The organism is Chryseobacterium sp. SG20098 (assembly GCF_031844745.1).
Taxonomy (GTDB): Bacteria; Bacteroidota; Bacteroidia; order Flavobacteriales; family Weeksellaceae; genus Chryseobacterium; species Chryseobacterium cucumeris.
In genome coordinates, this window is record NZ_CP134622.1 from 1,426,087 (window position 1) to 1,441,869 (window position 15,783).

At 35.4% G+C, this 15,783-nt stretch carries 15 protein-coding genes; 8 read left to right on the forward strand and 7 right to left on the reverse strand.

The features are described from left to right. Nucleotides 1-47 precede the first annotated feature (47 nt). Together RHP76_RS06585 and ribA are read right to left on the reverse strand one after the other, a co-directional pair. Nucleotides 48-1,481 carry an SDR family oxidoreductase gene (locus tag RHP76_RS06585; protein ID WP_120231669.1) on the reverse strand — a complete coding sequence of 478 codons (1,434 nt, stop codon included), beginning with the start codon at nucleotides 1,479-1,481 and terminating at the stop codon, nucleotides 48-50. 53 nt (nucleotides 1,482-1,534) lie between these two features. Further along, nucleotides 1,535-2,125, reverse strand: a complete 591-nt coding sequence (gene ribA, locus RHP76_RS06590) for a GTP cyclohydrolase II (protein ID WP_062671730.1) — start codon at nucleotides 2,123-2,125, stop codon at nucleotides 1,535-1,537. A 97-nt stretch (nucleotides 2,126-2,222) separates the two neighbouring features. Between ribA and RHP76_RS06595 the strand changes: the two genes are divergently transcribed. From RHP76_RS06595 to RHP76_RS06630, 8 genes are read left to right on the forward strand one after another with little or no spacing between them, the layout of a single operon-like run. Further along, nucleotides 2,223-2,879, forward strand: a complete 657-nt coding sequence (locus RHP76_RS06595; protein ID WP_123280023.1) for a TetR/AcrR family transcriptional regulator — start codon at nucleotides 2,223-2,225, stop codon at nucleotides 2,877-2,879. 3 nt (nucleotides 2,880-2,882) lie between these two features. After that, nucleotides 2,883-4,205 carry an ABC1 kinase family protein gene (locus RHP76_RS06600; protein ID WP_311229768.1) on the forward strand — a complete coding sequence of 441 codons (1,323 nt, stop codon included), beginning with the start codon at nucleotides 2,883-2,885 and terminating at the stop codon, nucleotides 4,203-4,205. Further along, nucleotides 4,206-4,361, forward strand: coding sequence for a DUF2256 domain-containing protein (locus RHP76_RS06605; protein WP_082798729.1), 156 nt, complete (start codon nucleotides 4,206-4,208; stop codon nucleotides 4,359-4,361). Next, nucleotides 4,313-5,614 (forward strand): DASH family cryptochrome, encoded by a 1,302-nt coding sequence (locus tag RHP76_RS06610; protein WP_311229769.1) that lies wholly within the window; start codon nucleotides 4,313-4,315, stop codon nucleotides 5,612-5,614. Before RHP76_RS06605 ends, RHP76_RS06610 begins: the two co-directional genes overlap by 49 nt. Further along, nucleotides 5,602-7,080, forward strand: coding sequence for a cryptochrome/photolyase family protein (locus tag RHP76_RS06615; RefSeq protein WP_311229770.1), 1,479 nt, complete (start codon nucleotides 5,602-5,604; stop codon nucleotides 7,078-7,080). The genes RHP76_RS06610 and RHP76_RS06615 overlap by 13 nt, the downstream gene beginning before the upstream one ends. After that, the gene (locus RHP76_RS06620; protein WP_120231673.1) at nucleotides 7,080-7,361 is read left to right on the forward strand and encodes a TIGR03643 family protein; all 282 of its coding nucleotides are present in this window, start codon (nucleotides 7,080-7,082) and stop codon (nucleotides 7,359-7,361) included. Before RHP76_RS06615 ends, RHP76_RS06620 begins: the two co-directional genes overlap by 1 nt. Nucleotides 7,362-7,373: 12 nt before the next feature. Then, nucleotides 7,374-8,072 (forward strand): SDR family NAD(P)-dependent oxidoreductase, encoded by a 699-nt coding sequence (locus tag RHP76_RS06625; protein ID WP_311229771.1) that lies wholly within the window; start codon nucleotides 7,374-7,376, stop codon nucleotides 8,070-8,072. A 36-nt stretch (nucleotides 8,073-8,108) separates the two neighbouring features. Next, nucleotides 8,109-8,756: a MarR family winged helix-turn-helix transcriptional regulator gene (locus RHP76_RS06630; RefSeq protein ID WP_062671718.1), complete on the forward strand. Its 648-nt coding sequence runs from the start codon at nucleotides 8,109-8,111 to the stop codon at nucleotides 8,754-8,756. Nucleotides 8,757-8,982: 226 nt separating this feature from the next. On the opposite strand, the gene RHP76_RS06635 is transcribed toward RHP76_RS06630, so the two are convergent. The 5 genes from RHP76_RS06635 to RHP76_RS06655 all read right to left on the reverse strand — a co-directional run bounded on the left by RHP76_RS06635 (nucleotide 8,983) and on the right by RHP76_RS06655 (nucleotide 15,780). After that, nucleotides 8,983-9,384 (reverse strand): hypothetical protein, encoded by a 402-nt coding sequence (locus tag RHP76_RS06635; protein ID WP_288441356.1) that lies wholly within the window; start codon nucleotides 9,382-9,384, stop codon nucleotides 8,983-8,985. Nucleotides 9,385-9,515: 131 nt separating this feature from the next. Further along, nucleotides 9,516-10,160: a response regulator gene (locus tag RHP76_RS06640; RefSeq protein ID WP_311229772.1), complete on the reverse strand. Its 645-nt coding sequence runs from the start codon at nucleotides 10,158-10,160 to the stop codon at nucleotides 9,516-9,518. Beyond that, the gene (locus RHP76_RS06645) at nucleotides 10,160-10,894 is read right to left on the reverse strand and encodes a sensor histidine kinase (RefSeq protein WP_311229773.1); all 735 of its coding nucleotides are present in this window, start codon (nucleotides 10,892-10,894) and stop codon (nucleotides 10,160-10,162) included. Before RHP76_RS06645 ends, RHP76_RS06640 begins: the two co-directional genes overlap by 1 nt. A 637-nt stretch (nucleotides 10,895-11,531) precedes the next feature. Beyond that, the gene (locus tag RHP76_RS06650; protein WP_311229774.1) at nucleotides 11,532-12,965 is read right to left on the reverse strand and encodes a hypothetical protein; all 1,434 of its coding nucleotides are present in this window, start codon (nucleotides 12,963-12,965) and stop codon (nucleotides 11,532-11,534) included. Nucleotides 12,966-12,975: 10 nt separating this feature from the next. After that, nucleotides 12,976-15,780, reverse strand: a complete 2,805-nt coding sequence (locus tag RHP76_RS06655) for a hypothetical protein (RefSeq protein WP_311229775.1) — start codon at nucleotides 15,778-15,780, stop codon at nucleotides 12,976-12,978. Nucleotides 15,781-15,783 lie beyond the last annotated feature (3 nt).

Genomic DNA, 15,783 nt, shown 5'->3' on the forward strand with positions numbered 1-15,783 from the left:
AAAGCTACGTTTCCTGTGTTCAAAAGATTTTTCATGAATTAAACTCATTAATGGCCAGCAGCCAATTTTATCACCATTCCTTTAAAAATAAATCCGTGAAAAGGCAATACAGAATACCAATATAATCTTCCCCACAATCCTTTTGGTCGGAAAACTGCTTTCTGCCAGAGCTTTCCTTTGTATAATTTGAACATCAGCCACGCCTCTCCAGGCAGTTTCATTTCAGCAATAAGAATCAATTTCCCTTCTTCCCTATCAGCATAAAGTACGCGCCAAAAATCCAAAGCATCTCCTTCGTGAAGCTCTACCGGGTGCGTTCTTCCTCTTCTGAGCCCCGGACCGCCAACCAATACATCCATATAACCCCGGATTTTCCAAAGGTTTTGTCCATACCATCCATTTTTGCCGCCCAAACCAAAAACACGGTCGAGACATTTTTCACGGTCGTCATATTTTTCACTTCGAACGTCTTTAAAACAGCCAAAATGCGGAACTTCAATAAATTCCTTCAGGGAAGAATCATTTCTGCTGCTTATAAAGCTGTCTTTCCAACTGGAAAGTATTTCGTTGGCCTGAATCTTTGCCATCGTTCTCTCCAAAGCCTGCTCGTAAGAAAATGGTTGGACTCCAGTTATTTTTTTAATCTCTGATAAACTTTCATTGTTACAAACCACCTCAATTTTCATACTTCCGACGAGCGAACTTGCCAGACTGTAAGTGGTTGAAGTGATGAAATATAACCAATACGAAGACAGTTTCGGAGTCATTACCGGCAATGTGATAATAGTTCTTTTCAAACCTCTGATTTTCGCAAAACCCAGCAATATTTCTTTGTAAGTCAAGACATCTTCACAACCGATGTCAAAACTTTTACGGTAAGTTTCTTTTTTGAATAAAGTAAAAATTAGAAAATCCAAAACATTTGCAATTCCTATGGGCTGACATTTCGTATTGAGCCATTTTGGCGTAATCATGACCGGTAATTTTTCAACCAAATCTCTAATGATCTCAAATGATGCACTTCCAGAACCGATGATGATCCCAGCTCGTAAAACCGTTGTTGGAATTTTAGACTCAATTAAAATCTTTTCTACATTAAATCTTGAATTCAAATGCTTTGATAATTCTTTCTGATTGACTAATCCTGACAGATAGATAATATGTTTGCACGCCGTTTTTTCAATTGCTGAAACAAAATTCTGAGCACAGATTTTCTCCGATTCTTCGTAATCACCATTCGCACTCATAGAATGCATCAGATAATATGCCCCTGAAATATCCTCCGGAATATTCTTCAAAGTTTCCTCTCTCAGGAAATCAACTTCGATAACTTCGATCAAATCATCATTGATCCCGGCAGGTCTGGAAAATCGGCAGACATCTCGGCAGCAGCACACCACTTTGTAGCCTTGCTCTGTAATCACACTCATCATCCTTTTACCGATGTAACCTGTTGCTCCCGTTAATAAAATCTTTTTCATGAGAATTAATTTTGAATCAGTTAAAGAATTTTTCTTTGAATTTTCAATGTAACTTAAAGTTTTTCGAAGAGATGCCCAAAATAATCCTTCTTTGTTGTAAGATACGACGCATTGACTGAATTAGATTCAATTTCCAAAGGAATTCTTTTATTGAGCAAAATCCCGCTGTTGTTGAAAGCTTTCAATTTTTCAGGATTATTGGTCAATAAATTAACTTTAGAAATTTCCAGCATTTTCAGCATCTCGATTGCAACATCAAAACTTCTACCATCTGCCGGCAAACCTAATCTCAAATTTGCTTCTACCGTATCAAAACCTTGTTCCTGAAGAGCATAAGCCTTTAATTTATTGATGATTCCAATATTTCTGCCTTCCTGTCTGAGATAAATAATCATTCCTCCGTTTTCCGACATAAATTTCATTGCCGCATCCAGTTGTTGTCCGCATTCACATTTCCTCGAATGGAAAACTTCTCCGGTAATGCACTCCGAATGGAAACGAACATTAACAACTTCATTAAAATCTGTTTTTTCAGCCACCCACACCAAATGTGGACACCAGTCATTTTCATTTTCAGAAAATGCATAGACGGTAAACATTCCAAAATCGGTCGGTACATTAGATTGAGCCTGTATTGTAAGCATTAGTTATATTTTGAATTATTATTATAGTACAAATTTATACTTAATTTATTTAAGTAGTAAAATTAATTACTAAATTTGTTGATAAATAAAATCAATAATGGAACCAAAAAATATAATTACGGAAGATAAAATATTTGAATTGTACGGTGACTACCTTTTGAATCACGGCGAAAGACCAAAAAACATTTACCGTTTCGCAAAAGACAATGAATTCGAAGAAAAAGACTTTTACGATTACTTCTCAAGCTTTGAACAGATAGAAAAATCAATGTTGGTCAATCTTTTTGATAAATCTGTAGAGTTAGCTTCGGAAATTAACAATTCTGATGAAATTACTTCAAAAGAAAAACTGTTGAATGTCTATTTTATCTTTTTTGAAAATATGACGATGAACCGTTCTTTGGTTCTGATGATCTTGGGGAATGACAAATTACACTTGGCAAAAATTTCAAATCAGCTTAAGGAAACGCATCGACAATTCGTCAAAACTCTTGATTTTAATGATTGGGAAATGATTCAAAAAGCGAAAGATGATTTGAAAAAATTCCACGAAAAAGCTCGTGAAGAAGCGTTGTGGATTCATTTGGTTTCCGCCATCGAATTTTGGAAAAAAGATACATCTCCATCATTCGAAAAGACGGATATTTTCATTGAAAAAACAATTGACACAGGATTTGAACTGATGGAAAACGAACCTTTGAGAAAAATAGTTGACCTCGGAAAGTTTTTATTTAAAGAAAAATTTAAAAAATAGCAGATGAAAACACTCAATAAAATACCAACAGGAAAGCTGGAACGAACGAGCAGCTTGCTGAAAGCAGGAGCAAAAGTCGGTGTTAATTACATTAAATATTACGGAAATAAAATCACAAAAAATAAAGATGAGGGCGAAGCGAAAAAAGCTTTGAATGAAAACAACGCAACCGACATTTACGATTCTCTGAAAGAGCTGAAAGGCTCAGCCTTGAAAGTTGCCCAAATGTTAAGCATGGAGAAAAACATTCTTCCGCAGGCTTATGTTGAAAAATTTTCTTTGTCGCAATTTTCTGTTCCGCCGCTTTCGGGAGCTTTGGTAAAGAAAACTTTTAGAAAATATTTCGGAAAAAATCCGGAGGATCTATTTGATGAATTCACGAATGAATCCGTTAACGCGGCAAGTATCGGACAGGTTCATAAAGCGAAAAAAGATGGTCAAAATTTTGCTGTAAAAATTCAGTATCCCGGTGTGAGAGAAAGCATTTCAAGTGATTTGAAAATGGTAAAACCTATTGCGATGAAAATGTTTAATATCCAGAAAGAAGGTTCAGAATCTTATTTTCAGGAAGTAGAAAATAAATTGTTTGAGGAAACAGATTATGATCTTGAACTGAAAAGAAGTCAGGAAATTTCTAGAAAATGCAGTCATCTTGCGAATTTGGATTTTCCCAAATATTATCCTGAATTATCTTGCGAAAGAATCATCACAATGGATTGGATGAACGGAAAACATTTCTCGGAATTCACAAAATTGAAAAATTCTCAGGAAGATTTGAACAAAATCGGACAGACACTCTGGGATTTCTATATGTACCAAATGCACGTCCTAAAACAAGTTCACGCAGACCCACATCCAGGCAATTTCCTGGTTTCAGAAGATAAAAAACTGCTCGTGATTGATTTCGGATGTATCAAAGAAATCCCGAATGACTTTTATAAACCCTATTTTGAGTTGGCTCAACTTGAGAATCTGAATAATCCTGAATTTTACAAAGAAAAATTATACGATCTGGAGATTTTGAGTTCTAATGATTCTGCTAAAGAACAGGAATTTTTCACCAAATTATTCTACGAATTGCTGGAATTGTTCACAAGACCTTTTAACGCAGAAATTTTTGATTTTTCTGATGAATCGTTTTTTCAGGAAATTGCAGATCTGGGTCAGAAATACGCTAAAATAAGCGATATGAAAGGAATGAATACCAACAGAGGTTCGAAACATTTTATTTATCTGAACCGTACATTTTTTGGTTTGTATAATATGATGCACGATTTGAAAGCCAAAAATGTCGTAATCAATCAGTACAAAAATTTTAACGAATAAATGCCTGCCAACTTACCTTCAAAGATTTGTGAAGTCTGCGGACTGCCCTTCAACTGGCGGAAAAAGTGGAAGAAAAACTGGAACGAAGTAAAATATTGCAGCGAAAAATGCCGGAAAAACAAAAAATCAACCTCCTCTGGTTCGGAAACAATTTAAGAATCAGAGACAATGAATCACTTTACAACGTGATGCAAGAACATTTACCTTTTCTTGCAGTGTATATTTTTGACAAATCTTTTTTCCATTCGACACAACTTAATTTTAAGAAAATTGGAAAATTTCGGACTAAATTTTTGTTGCAAACTGTTTCGGATTTGGAAAATAATTTAAAAGAAAAGAAGATTCCGTTTCTTAAAAAATTGGGTAAGACCGAAGATGTTTTTAAGGAGATATCTAAAGATTTTGAGGTTGAAAAAATATTCTGTCAGAGAGAATGGACAAAGGAAGAAATTGGATTGGAAAATCAAATCAAAACCATTTTTCCTGATGTACAATGGGTAAAATCTTATTCTCAACTTTTGTTTGAACCAGATTTCGTAAAAGAACGATTAGATAAAATTCCTTTACTGTTTACTACATTCAGACAAAAAATAGAGGAAGATTTTAAAATCAGAAATGAATTTAATGATGAACATCTGGTTTACAATAAATCCATTTTAAATTTAAAAATAAACAGCGACGATATTACATTAAAGACTTTAGGTTTTGACGATTTTGAAATGCATCAATTTTCTGCTTTTCCATTTTCGGGTGGTGAAACTGAAGGATTGCAACGATTGAATCATTACTTTTTTAAAACTAAAAATCTAAGTTGTTATAAAGAAACAAGAAATGGGTTAATTGATAAAGACTACAGCAGCAAATTTTCTGCGTGGCTTGCCAACGGAAGTCTTTCTGCAGTGTCTATTTTCCACGAAATCAAGAAATATGAGAAAGAATTTGGAAGTAACGAATCGACATATTGGCTTGTTTTCGAATTGCTTTGGCGAGACTTTTTCAAATTTACTTCAATGCAGTTTCGGGATACAATATTTCAGCAAAATGGAATTTCAGAACAAAAATACGAATGGAAATATGATCAAAATTTAATTAACCAATGGATCAATGGCGAGACAGATTCTGATTTTATCAACGCCAATATGCTGGAAATTAAAAACACGGGCTGGATGAGCAACCGCGGACGACAAAACGCAGCTTCCTATTTCTGCAAAATCCTGAAGCAGGATTGGAGAATGGGTGCAGCTTATTTTGAGGAAATGCTCATCGATTACGATGTTCACAGCAATTATGGAAACTGGATGTATCTCGCCGGCGTTGGAAATGACCCGAGAAGCAGAACTTTCAATGCTGAAAAACAGGCTGAACAGTATGATTCGGATCGAAAATTCAGAAATTTATGGCTAAAGTAGCATCTTCAACGGCGCAATTGATATTTCCGCATCAGCTTTTTAAAGACACGGATTATCTGGATAAAAATCACCCTGTTTTTCTGGTGGAAGAGTTTCTGTTTTTTAAACAATATAAATTTCACAAACAGAAAATTGCCTTTCATAGGGCGAGTATGAAGTTTTATGAGGAATTTTTGACCAAAGAAAAATTCAAGGTAGAATATATTGAAAGTACTTCCCCGCTTTCTGATGTTCGAAATTTAATGAAGCATTTAGAAAAACTAAATTTTGATAAAATTCTCATCACGGATGTTTGTGACAATTGGCTTGAAAAGAGAATTAAGGAAACTACATTGGAATTAGAGATTATTGAAAGTCGTTTGTTTATCAATACTAAGGAAGATTTGAAAGACTATTTTGAAGATAAAAAATCGTATCATCAAACCGATTTTTACAAGCAACAGAGAATTTCCCGAAATCTTCTAATGAAAACCGGAAAACCCATCGGTGGAAAATGGACTTTCGATACAGAAAACCGTAAAAAATATCCAAAGAACAAAAAGGCTCCCCCCATTCACTTCCCGGAAAACAGCGCATATTTTGAGGAAGCGAAAATTTATACCGGGAAAAATTTTAATGAAAATTATGGCAATTTAAAGTCGTATCAACTCTATCCCGTCACTTTTGAGGAAGCTGAAAATTGGTTGAATCAGTTTCTGGAACTGCGGTTTGCCGATTTTGGGGTTTATGAAGACAGTATCGTAGAGCGTGAACATTTTCTGCATCACAGCGTGCTTTCGCCATTGTTAAACATTGGACTTTTAACTGCAGAAAACGTTTTGAGAGAAGCCATTGAATATGCGAACGAATATAAAATCCCCATCAATTCTCTTGAAGGATTTGTGCGGCAGATTTTGGGTTGGAGAGAATTTGTGAGAGGGATTTACCTTTATGAGGGAACTTATCAGCGAAATAAAAACTATTGGAAACATCAAAATCCGCTTCCGGAATCTTTTTATACAGGAAGGACTGAAATTAAACCGATTGACAGCACAATTTTGAAGGTTCTGGAAACTGGTTATGCACATCACATCGAACGATTGATGATTTTCGCCAACTTTATGAATCTGTTGAAACTTAATCCAGATGACATTTACCAATGGTTTATGGAAATGTTCATTGATTCTTACGATTGGGTAATGGTTCCTAATGTTTATGGGATGAGCAGCTTTTCTGACGGCGGAAAAATGACTACAAAACCGTACATCAGCGGAAGCAATTACATCAAAAAGATGAGCGATTACTCTGATGACGACTGGACAGAAAAATGGGATGCCCTCTTTTGGAATTTTGTGAATGATAACAAAGAATTTTTCAAAACAAATCCGAGATTGGGAATGATGTTGCGAACTATAGATAAAATGACGGATGAGAAAAAATCTGAACACTTTAAAATCGCCAGGCACACGATTAAAAATTTAAAATAATGGTGAAAGAATTTAATGTAATACAGACAGACCGCATAATTGAAATGGCCTGGGAAGACAGAACGCCGTTTGAAGCAATAGCATTTCAGTTTGGAATTTCAGAATCTGGAGTGATTGAATTGATGAGAAGAGAACTGAAACCATCAAGTTTTCGGCTTTGGAGAAAAAGAGTGAATTCTGGAGTAAGCCAGAAGCATCTGATGAAAAGAAATCCTGAAATTGACAGGTTTAAATGTAAAAGACAGCGTACAATAAGTCATAATAAAATTTCGAAACGATAAAAAGAGAATAAAATGAAAAACATAGTCATTATCGGTTGCGGGCAGGGAATTGGATTTGCTGCTGCAAAAATATTATCAGAAAATCATTACGTTATTGGTCTTTCAAGAACCGAAAATCCTGAAATTGAAAATTTAAATATTGAATTTCATCCAATAGATATCCTTTCGGGGAATCTGGATGAAATTATATTCCCTGAAGTTATTGACGGTTTGGTTTATGCACCGGGGAGTATTAATTTAAAACCATTTAACCGTTTTTCGATTGAAGATTTCAGGAATGATTTTGAAATCAATGTTTTGGGTGCTGTGAAAACGATTCAGAAACTGTTGCCTAATTTGAAGAAGTCGGAAACGGCTTCTGTTGTGTTGTTCAGTTCGGTGGCGGCAAAGCTGGGAATGCCTTTTCACTCCTCAATTTCTGCAAGTAAAAGTGCTGTTGAAGGTTTGACGAAAAGTATGGCCGCAGAATTTTCTACTCAGAAAATCAGAGTGAATGCCATTGCTCCCTCTTTAACGGATACTAATTTAGCTTCACCACTTCTTTCAACACCTGAAAAACGGGAAGCTTCAGGAAGAAGACATCCATTGCAAAGAGTCGGAAGAGCCCACGAAATCGCAAGAATGGTTGCGTTTCTACTATCTGATCATTCAGCGTGGATCACGGGACAGATCATTGGGATTGACGGAGGAATGAGTAACATCAAATTGTAATCATTCCCAAAAACTAATATCTTTACCAAAATTATTATGCAAACCGACTTTTTCATAGACCTGCTCCATCACGTGAAAGAATTTGAACATTCTGACGCCTGCAAATCCAACTCCACCGTTGATGATTTCCGCGTGTGGATGAATGATAAAAAATATGCTGATGAAAGCCCTACCAAGCTTTTTAAAAATGAAAATCATCAGGTTTCATTTACCGAAAATGAAATTTGCAAACAGGTTCTCTTATTAGGACGATATTCTAAATTACTGATCAGAAAAGGTTTGGGAGATTTCCCTGAATTAGCGAATGAAGAATTTACCTACCTGTACCGCTTAAAAGACGAACCTTTTTTAACGAAAATTCAATTGATCGAAAAAAACGGTCACGAGAAACAAACCGGAACTCAAATCATCAAAAGACTTTTGGAAGCAGGATTTTTGGAAGAGAAAAATGATAAAGATGATAAGCGCAGCAAGCGATTAAATTTGACTAAAAAAGGCGAAGAAATTTTCCACGCATCTGTTTCTAATGTCAACTTAATTTCAAAAATTTTATCCGGAAAGCTTAATAAAGTTGAGAAGAATGAATTTCTTAGGATTTTGAAAAAACTTAATGAATTTCATTATCATATTTATGTTGATTATAAGAATTCCGACATCAATCAGATATCAGAATTTTTCCTCTAAAATACGTGCAAAACCTTGCTTGTAAAACTATTTTCACATTGGGTTCCTTTCTTATAATGTGTAGTAAAAACAGTACGACATATTTTCAATAGCTCATCAGAAGACCTATACTTTTTAGCATTATTAGAAACAAGTATACTATCATTTATTTGATAGTCAAAATTATCCCAATAAGTAAATTCGGTATTTTCTGTTATAATTAATTTATCCATATAACATGTATGAATTAAGATAATTCTCCAATATCAATTAAATCAGGAAAAACGTATTTATTTGTCTCCTTATCATAATAAATATTCATAGGAGGAATCTCCATATTATGACTTTCAAAAAACCATTTCCTGAACATATAATACATACCCTCAGGTTGATAATCACAAATATTATATTCCAATTTTTCTATACAAAAGCAGACTGGAAATTCTTTGATAAATTGTATTATACTCTGTATTCCTTTCTTTAAATACTCTAACGAAATAGTATCCAATAAATCACTCTTTAACTTTATAAAAACAAAAGGAGTTATTTCATATACATTCTCATCATTTTGATTATGATTTATGATTTCTATTATCTCATAAAAGATACCTATTCCCCAACTTGACTTTAGGATTATAAATTCATTCATTACTTTTTTGTTAAATAGATTTATACCTATCTTGTTCAATTGTATTTTCCACTGAACTATTGAGTTTCTGAAAATAACTTTGTACAAAGGAGCAGAGATTGAGTCACAATCAGATTTTTGTGATAGAATATTTACTGATTATACAACCTTAGAATCTCTACCAATTCGGGTATGGACCGTATTTTAAGCTTCTCAAACAACCTGATTTTGTATGTACTGATCGTTGATGAATGGAGATTCAGCTGATTAGAAATTTCTTTGAGGGGAAGACCTTCTGCAAGCTTATTGGCAATTTGCAATTCGCGGTCTGATAGAGCTTCAAAGGGAGAAGTTTTTACAGAGCCGTTTAATGATTCTAAAAAAATCGCTTCTTTTATATTCTCACTTACATATCGGCCTTTATTAAGCATCGCTGTTAAAGCAGTCTCAATTACATCAGTGGAGCTTAGCTTGCTTAGATAGCCACCAGCACCCATTTTCAGATAACGCATTCCATACAATTCTTCATCCTGAGAAGAAAATATCAAAGTTTTTAATGCGGGTTGGTGAATTTTTATGTAATCTATTGCTTCCTGAACAGTACCATTAGGCATATTAACGTCCATAATGGCCAGATCAAATTCTTCTTTCAGAATTAAATTGTACAGCGATTTATAATCCTCTACTTCTGAAATGATAGCATCGGGTCTGAATCGTTTAATTGTCTGTATCAAACCCATCCGAACGATACCATGATCGTCTGCTAAAACAATGCGAATGTTTACTTTTAAACCCATTACTCTATAAATTTACGTAAAAAAAGGGAAACTGTGGTGCCTTTATTTTCAGTGGAAATGATTTGGATGTTTCCATCAAGCAAGGATATAAAATTTTTTACAATTTTCAAACTTAATCCCACTCCTTTCTCACCCGCAGTTCCCAGAAATACAGGATTACCATAAGTATAGATCCCAGATAAATACTTTTCATTGATTCCTGTTCCGGAATCACTTATAGAAAGCACAACCTGACCACCTTCTGTAACTTCCTGTAAATAAATATCTTGACCTGGCAATGAATATTTTACCGCGTTGTTGAAAATTTTGTCTAAAACATATTCGAGCAACATGCGATCGCCTGTAAGAAATGCATTGTGATCTCCTTTAAAATAAAACTTAATCTTTTTTTCTTTTAATCGAGCAGCATATTTTTCTTCCAAATAGTGAAAAAGATCTATCACCATGATTTTAACGGGTTTAATCTTAAATTCCCCGTATTGTGTTTTTAGCCAGGCAATGCTGTCCTGTATAGTTTGCAGATTTTTCTGAGCATCTCGTTTTACCTGCGGCAACAACTTAAAAAAATCTTCCTCATTGATAGTATTTTGCTCCAGCTCTTCTGTAAGCCACAGAAAGGTTCCCAACAGTTCTTTTGAGTCATGAGACAAAATCGAGATCAATCCGTTCTTGAAATTGATTTCGTTTTCCAGTCTTTCAATTTTTAATTGGAGTTCGTTGATTAAATCATTCATAAATTAAGTATCATGGTTTTAGAAGCTGTTTGAGTTATTTTTTTGAAAGAAGGCAGAAAGAGTTATATTGCTTCAATGTAACTAAAAACATATAGTTCAGACCTTTCTTCCAGAAGGTAGCAAGTTAAAAAAAATATCATATTGGTTAAAAAAAAAATCAAATGGGATTTACCTGAAATAATACAGGTTCTGTTTATCTCACAAAATGGCTGTATCAGATTCCAGGAGAATTTTGACTCTGGCAGACTGTTTACCGGTATTATCGAAAATAGAGAAAAGTGAAATATAGAACAGTATCAAAAGATTACTGATCACAAACAGCTGAATAATGCAAGATAAAAAATGGCATCCTAAAGTGACAATCATTGATAGCCGGACTACCAAAATACATCTACAGATATTGAAGCGGATTGATGAAAGAAAAATCATCAAAGTAAGAAAACGTATCTATAGCAATACTTCAGAAAATTATTGGGCAGTTTTGTATTTTCTGCCAATTGCATGATGAAACCACAGCTATAAAATGCTGTAAAAAAATGCACTCAGAAAACAAATTATTGTAAGGCATGCACCTTATTTATACTGATGGAGAAATTTTTCATCAGCAAATAAGAGGATTGATTTTCAAAAAGTATTGTTAAATTGCCGTAAAGCTATAATAAACATTGATAGAGTAAGTAGTGTTTTCCTTCCCTACCAAACTTTGGGCATTCGTGGGTGATATGGTATATCTTACGTTCAATCCACGGTCTAAAACCGGAGCTCCGTTAAAGAGTATTTTCTGAGGAGTTTTGGATAAAGGAACATTTACAGAACTCCCATCTATGCCGATTTCTAAAATATTTGAATTGATGTTGGTCTGTAAACCACCTTTCTTAAAATAATTTTCGTCCGATTTTACATAGAGCTCAAAATTTTCATTATTGGATAACATGATTTGGTTGGGAATCATTTGTGTCTGGCCATCGGTGTAATGGGCAGCGGTATTAAAATTGAAGTTTACATTGCGTCCAGAACTGGGGATGGTGATCTCCGACAGAGGAAGTACCTTTAACTGAACAGCCGTATTTTGCAAACTGTTAATGGAGTTATCTGTACTGCTGGCATTGAAGTTTAAATCAAACGTATAAGTTCCGGCTTCAAAAAAGAAGTTTTTAAAATCTTCCGCAGACACATAAAGCTGTGGAATGAAGTTGTTTCTGTTTCCTGCTACTACACTGAAATTAGCCGCGGAAAAATTCTGAAAATCGGAAGATAAGGCTTTGGTTGTGAGTGAAGATCCGTTACTACCCAATTTAATGCTTGCTATATTTCTGGTTCCCGGAACACCTTTAGAGGACGTGAACTGAATGTTTGTGGCAGCAGCTTTCGCCCAAAAATTAAAATCAACCGTATTTGCAATTTCTGTATTCCCCAAATCCCACACTCGCGTGCTTGTACTGCGGTAGTCATTCAAAGAAGATATTTCTATGTATTTTGTTAAAGAGTTTGCAACCCATTTTATAGCTGAAGGAATGACTAAAATTGTTTTAAAATTACGTGGTGTGAAGTCATTATAATTCTGAGTGATATCCATGGAGTAATTCCCGGCCCGGAAGGCATTGGCACTAAATTGTGAGGCAGGAATTTTAAAGATAAAATTGATATTTCCCCGGTTGAATCCTCCTCCCAGACTGATGGATGGTGGTTCAAACCATCTTACAGCACTTGTACTGAAAGACTGAAAACCTGGTAAATAACCTGAAAATCCAGTAGATGGCATCTGTCCTCCCATACTTTCCAACTGCCACAGAAGCGCGGAACCGGGTAAAGTAAGTGAGGAAGAAGAGTGAGTAAAATTGGGCCCGGAAACAGAGGTAAATGTAGGAGCTGTTGGGAGTAATCCCAAAAAGGCATAATCCCAGTTGGTTCTGTTGGCGTTCGTCATTACTCTTGTAGGTACTGAAGTAAATTCGCTCCTGTTAAAAATATTATTTTCAGGAACCGACAGATATACATCCTGACCTTTCGTAACCGCAGCCCCGAACAATACGGTAAAAATTCCTATTAGAAAAGACCTCATCTTTTTCATACTTTTAAATTTAAAACTTTTTCACCTTAATGGTGGTGTCTTTCTTCTTATATTCAAAAACCACAGTTTTTGAATAACCTTCTTTTGTCACCTGAATAGTTTGGCTGGGTTGTATATAGCTGTATTTGTCATTTTCAATATAGAGCGTGTATTTTCCATCTTTCAGGAAAAATTCAAACTCATTTTTTTGGTTAACCACAGCAGTATAGATCATACCCTCTTCACTTTTTGCATATACCACAATTCCGGTTACATCCGTTTCCAGAACATCGTAAGCTTGTCTGATCTCTGTTAATTTTCCACTTACCCTGATGTTTTTTACCAAGCCTACTTTACGGTTAATATTGGCATGCACCATAATGACTGGATCCATCATCAATCGGGCACCTGCACTTTCGTTCATTTTTAGTGTATAAGTTCCTTCTGGGACATTCTGAAAAACTACTTTTCCATTCTTATCTGTTATCGCTACATAATTGTCCAGTTTTACAATTTCATTAGCAAGTACCGATTCGCCGGATTCCAGAAGTCCATTAAAATTTTTATCTTCAAAGAACTGGAAAGCCACTTTATGATTTCCGAGAGTTGTTGCTGTGGTAAAATATTTTTTAATCCCCACTCTAAACTGGTAATAGCTTCCACTGGTTGCATATTCAGCTGTAGATTTATAACCGGAAAGATTAAAATACCCTGTGGTAGACCAGGAAGGCGAAATCTTATACTCCAGATTACCGGTGATATTGCTGTTTAAATTTTTATAAAGTTCCGAATAGAAAGTCCCGGCTGAAAAAGATCCGGTCAGATTATGATTAAACATCTGGAAATTATAGGAGGCATACACATTATAGTTGGCGAAATTACGGTTTCCATTATAATAAGAATTTAAATCAAAGACACTGATCGCGTTCCATTGGGCTGTTCCATTGAGGGAGAATGATTTATATCTGTAAGATAAAGTCGTTTTCAAACTGTTGAACCATTCTGGATTATCATTCTCTTTTGAATAAGAATATTCCGCCGTCAGGTTCAATCCGTGAGCACCTAATGTAGTACTGATATTGGCTTCCAACCGGTAAGAAAAAAGTTCCTGTGATGTGTAAAAATTAGCTGTTTTTTGTTTTTCAACCTTTGGATAAAGTAGGAAATTCCACTTCTTTAAAGAAAACTGATACCCTAGTCCCAAAGCTTCCGTGCTGTTGAAATAATAACGCAAATTAGAGGTATTCCCAGGTTGGATAGGTTCACTCTGGAAACTCAGGAACTCGGGTTCTACCTGCGAATTCTGATATTGTATAAAAGCAAGCTGAGCAGCAGAAAATTGGCGGCCGATCCTCTGATTTGAGAAAAAAGATCCCCGTTTAATCCCTGCATAACTTTTGGTGGCAAAGGAATTGAAAGATTGTATATCCCATTTCCCTATTTTTCCTTCGTAATTGGCTCCCATGGAAGCTCCTGTATTTTCATCTTTATTCAAAAGACCTTTTTCGTTGCTCACTCCCACCTCCGTGCGGATGATATGTTTTTCGTTAATTAACAATGATGTTACCGCGTTCGCTACCTGTGTATCTATGTTAAAGCGCGGATCATGGTCGAATATATAGGATACTTTCCCATTGAAAGATTTAGCATTTCCAAAAGCATATTTTGCACCTACCATGGTAGATCCTTCTGTTTGCTGGAAATAAGTACCATACAGATTATAATTACTTTCCAGCGCAAGAACTTCAACCTGATTATTGTTACCAAATCTGGTAGAAACTTTTCCTCCCCTTCCGAAAACCGGGTAGTCGTAATCGCTGCTATTAACATTTCCCAAGCGTAAAACCGTATATTTTCTCTCCAGTTCCAGCCAGGTATCATACACATTATAAAGGCCGTCTTCAAAATAGTAATCTGTACCGATATTGAAGCGTGATTTTAAATTCTCAGACATACGGAATGCTGTGTTTCCCCTCAATTGAAGAAAATTGAACCCTGAACTGTTTTCATTATAGCTCATTTCCGCAAAGTTACTTCCACTCGCCGCTTCGTTTCCACGGGCAATTTGTCTGTTGTGCGATAAAATTACCAAGTAGAGCGTGTTGCTTCCCACAATTTTATTATCAAGCAGATCTGTGACAATTGCATTAATATTAAACTCCGGGTAAAGTGTATTCTGTTTTCTGACGGCAATTTTAATTTCAAGCGTTTGTTTTTCTAAACCTTCCAGAGATAAGGTTTGCTGTTTTGGCAAAATTTCCAGACCATCCGGAATTGACTGCAAATCAATCTTAACGGTACGTTTACTATACCCCTGATTTTCTACAGTCAGCAGAATTGAAGATTGGGGCAAAGCAGGGTTAATAAAATTTTCGTAGGTAGCCGTATAAATCGCGATGTTTTTGTTCTCACCTTTAGAGACGAAGAATGAGGCGTTTTCAGCCCTGGTTACCTTTGAAGTGGCATACGAAACCTGAAATTGGATCTTATTGGATCTCAGCTTCATAAAATCCACGTTGGCGATCAGCTTCACAGGAAGATTTTTAGACTGACCCGGGCCTAGGGTAAAGTCAGTTTTGGGATAGAAAAGCAATCCCGGATACTGTTCCTGAGGGCTGATATTCTGAATCATCATCTCTTCAGAACTTTTATTCTCAATGATCAGGAAATTAGTAAAAGTAGAACCCTTTTCAACAGTTACACTGTCATTTTCAAAATGGATTTGTATATCCTTCTTTTCCTGTGCAAAGGCCCACGAAAAGTTCAGAAGAACAAATATAAAAAATAAGATTGTTCTTCTTAGTACTGATACTGATATTCCATTCTGTGGTTTCAAAGC

Bases quoted from the DNA above. Each gene is read 5' to 3' on its own strand.
- RHP76_RS06585 (WP_120231669.1), bottom strand. From the start codon at position 1,481: ATGAAAAAGATTTTATTAACGGGAGCAACAGGTTACATCGGTAAAAGG.
- ribA (WP_062671730.1), bottom strand. From the start codon at position 2,125: ATGCTTACAATACAGGCTCAATCTAATGTACCGACCGATTTTGGAATG.
- RHP76_RS06595 (WP_123280023.1), top strand. From the start codon at position 2,223: ATGGAACCAAAAAATATAATTACGGAAGATAAAATATTTGAATTGTAC.
- RHP76_RS06600 (WP_311229768.1), top strand. From the start codon at position 2,883: ATGAAAACACTCAATAAAATACCAACAGGAAAGCTGGAACGAACGAGC.
- RHP76_RS06605 (WP_082798729.1), top strand. From the start codon at position 4,206: ATGCCTGCCAACTTACCTTCAAAGATTTGTGAAGTCTGCGGACTGCCC.
- RHP76_RS06610 (WP_311229769.1), top strand. From the start codon at position 4,313: ATGCCGGAAAAACAAAAAATCAACCTCCTCTGGTTCGGAAACAATTTA.
- RHP76_RS06615 (WP_311229770.1), top strand. From the start codon at position 5,602: ATGGCTAAAGTAGCATCTTCAACGGCGCAATTGATATTTCCGCATCAG.
- RHP76_RS06620 (WP_120231673.1), top strand. From the start codon at position 7,080: ATGGTGAAAGAATTTAATGTAATACAGACAGACCGCATAATTGAAATG.
- RHP76_RS06625 (WP_311229771.1), top strand. From the start codon at position 7,374: ATGAAAAACATAGTCATTATCGGTTGCGGGCAGGGAATTGGATTTGCT.
- RHP76_RS06630 (WP_062671718.1), top strand. From the start codon at position 8,109: ATGCAAACCGACTTTTTCATAGACCTGCTCCATCACGTGAAAGAATTT.
- RHP76_RS06635 (WP_288441356.1), bottom strand. From the start codon at position 9,384: ATGAATGAATTTATAATCCTAAAGTCAAGTTGGGGAATAGGTATCTTT.
- RHP76_RS06640 (WP_311229772.1), bottom strand. From the start codon at position 10,160: ATGGGTTTAAAAGTAAACATTCGCATTGTTTTAGCAGACGATCATGGT.
- RHP76_RS06645 (WP_311229773.1), bottom strand. From the start codon at position 10,894: ATGAATGATTTAATCAACGAACTCCAATTAAAAATTGAAAGACTGGAA.
- RHP76_RS06650 (WP_311229774.1), bottom strand. From the start codon at position 12,965: ATGAAAAAGATGAGGTCTTTTCTAATAGGAATTTTTACCGTATTGTTC.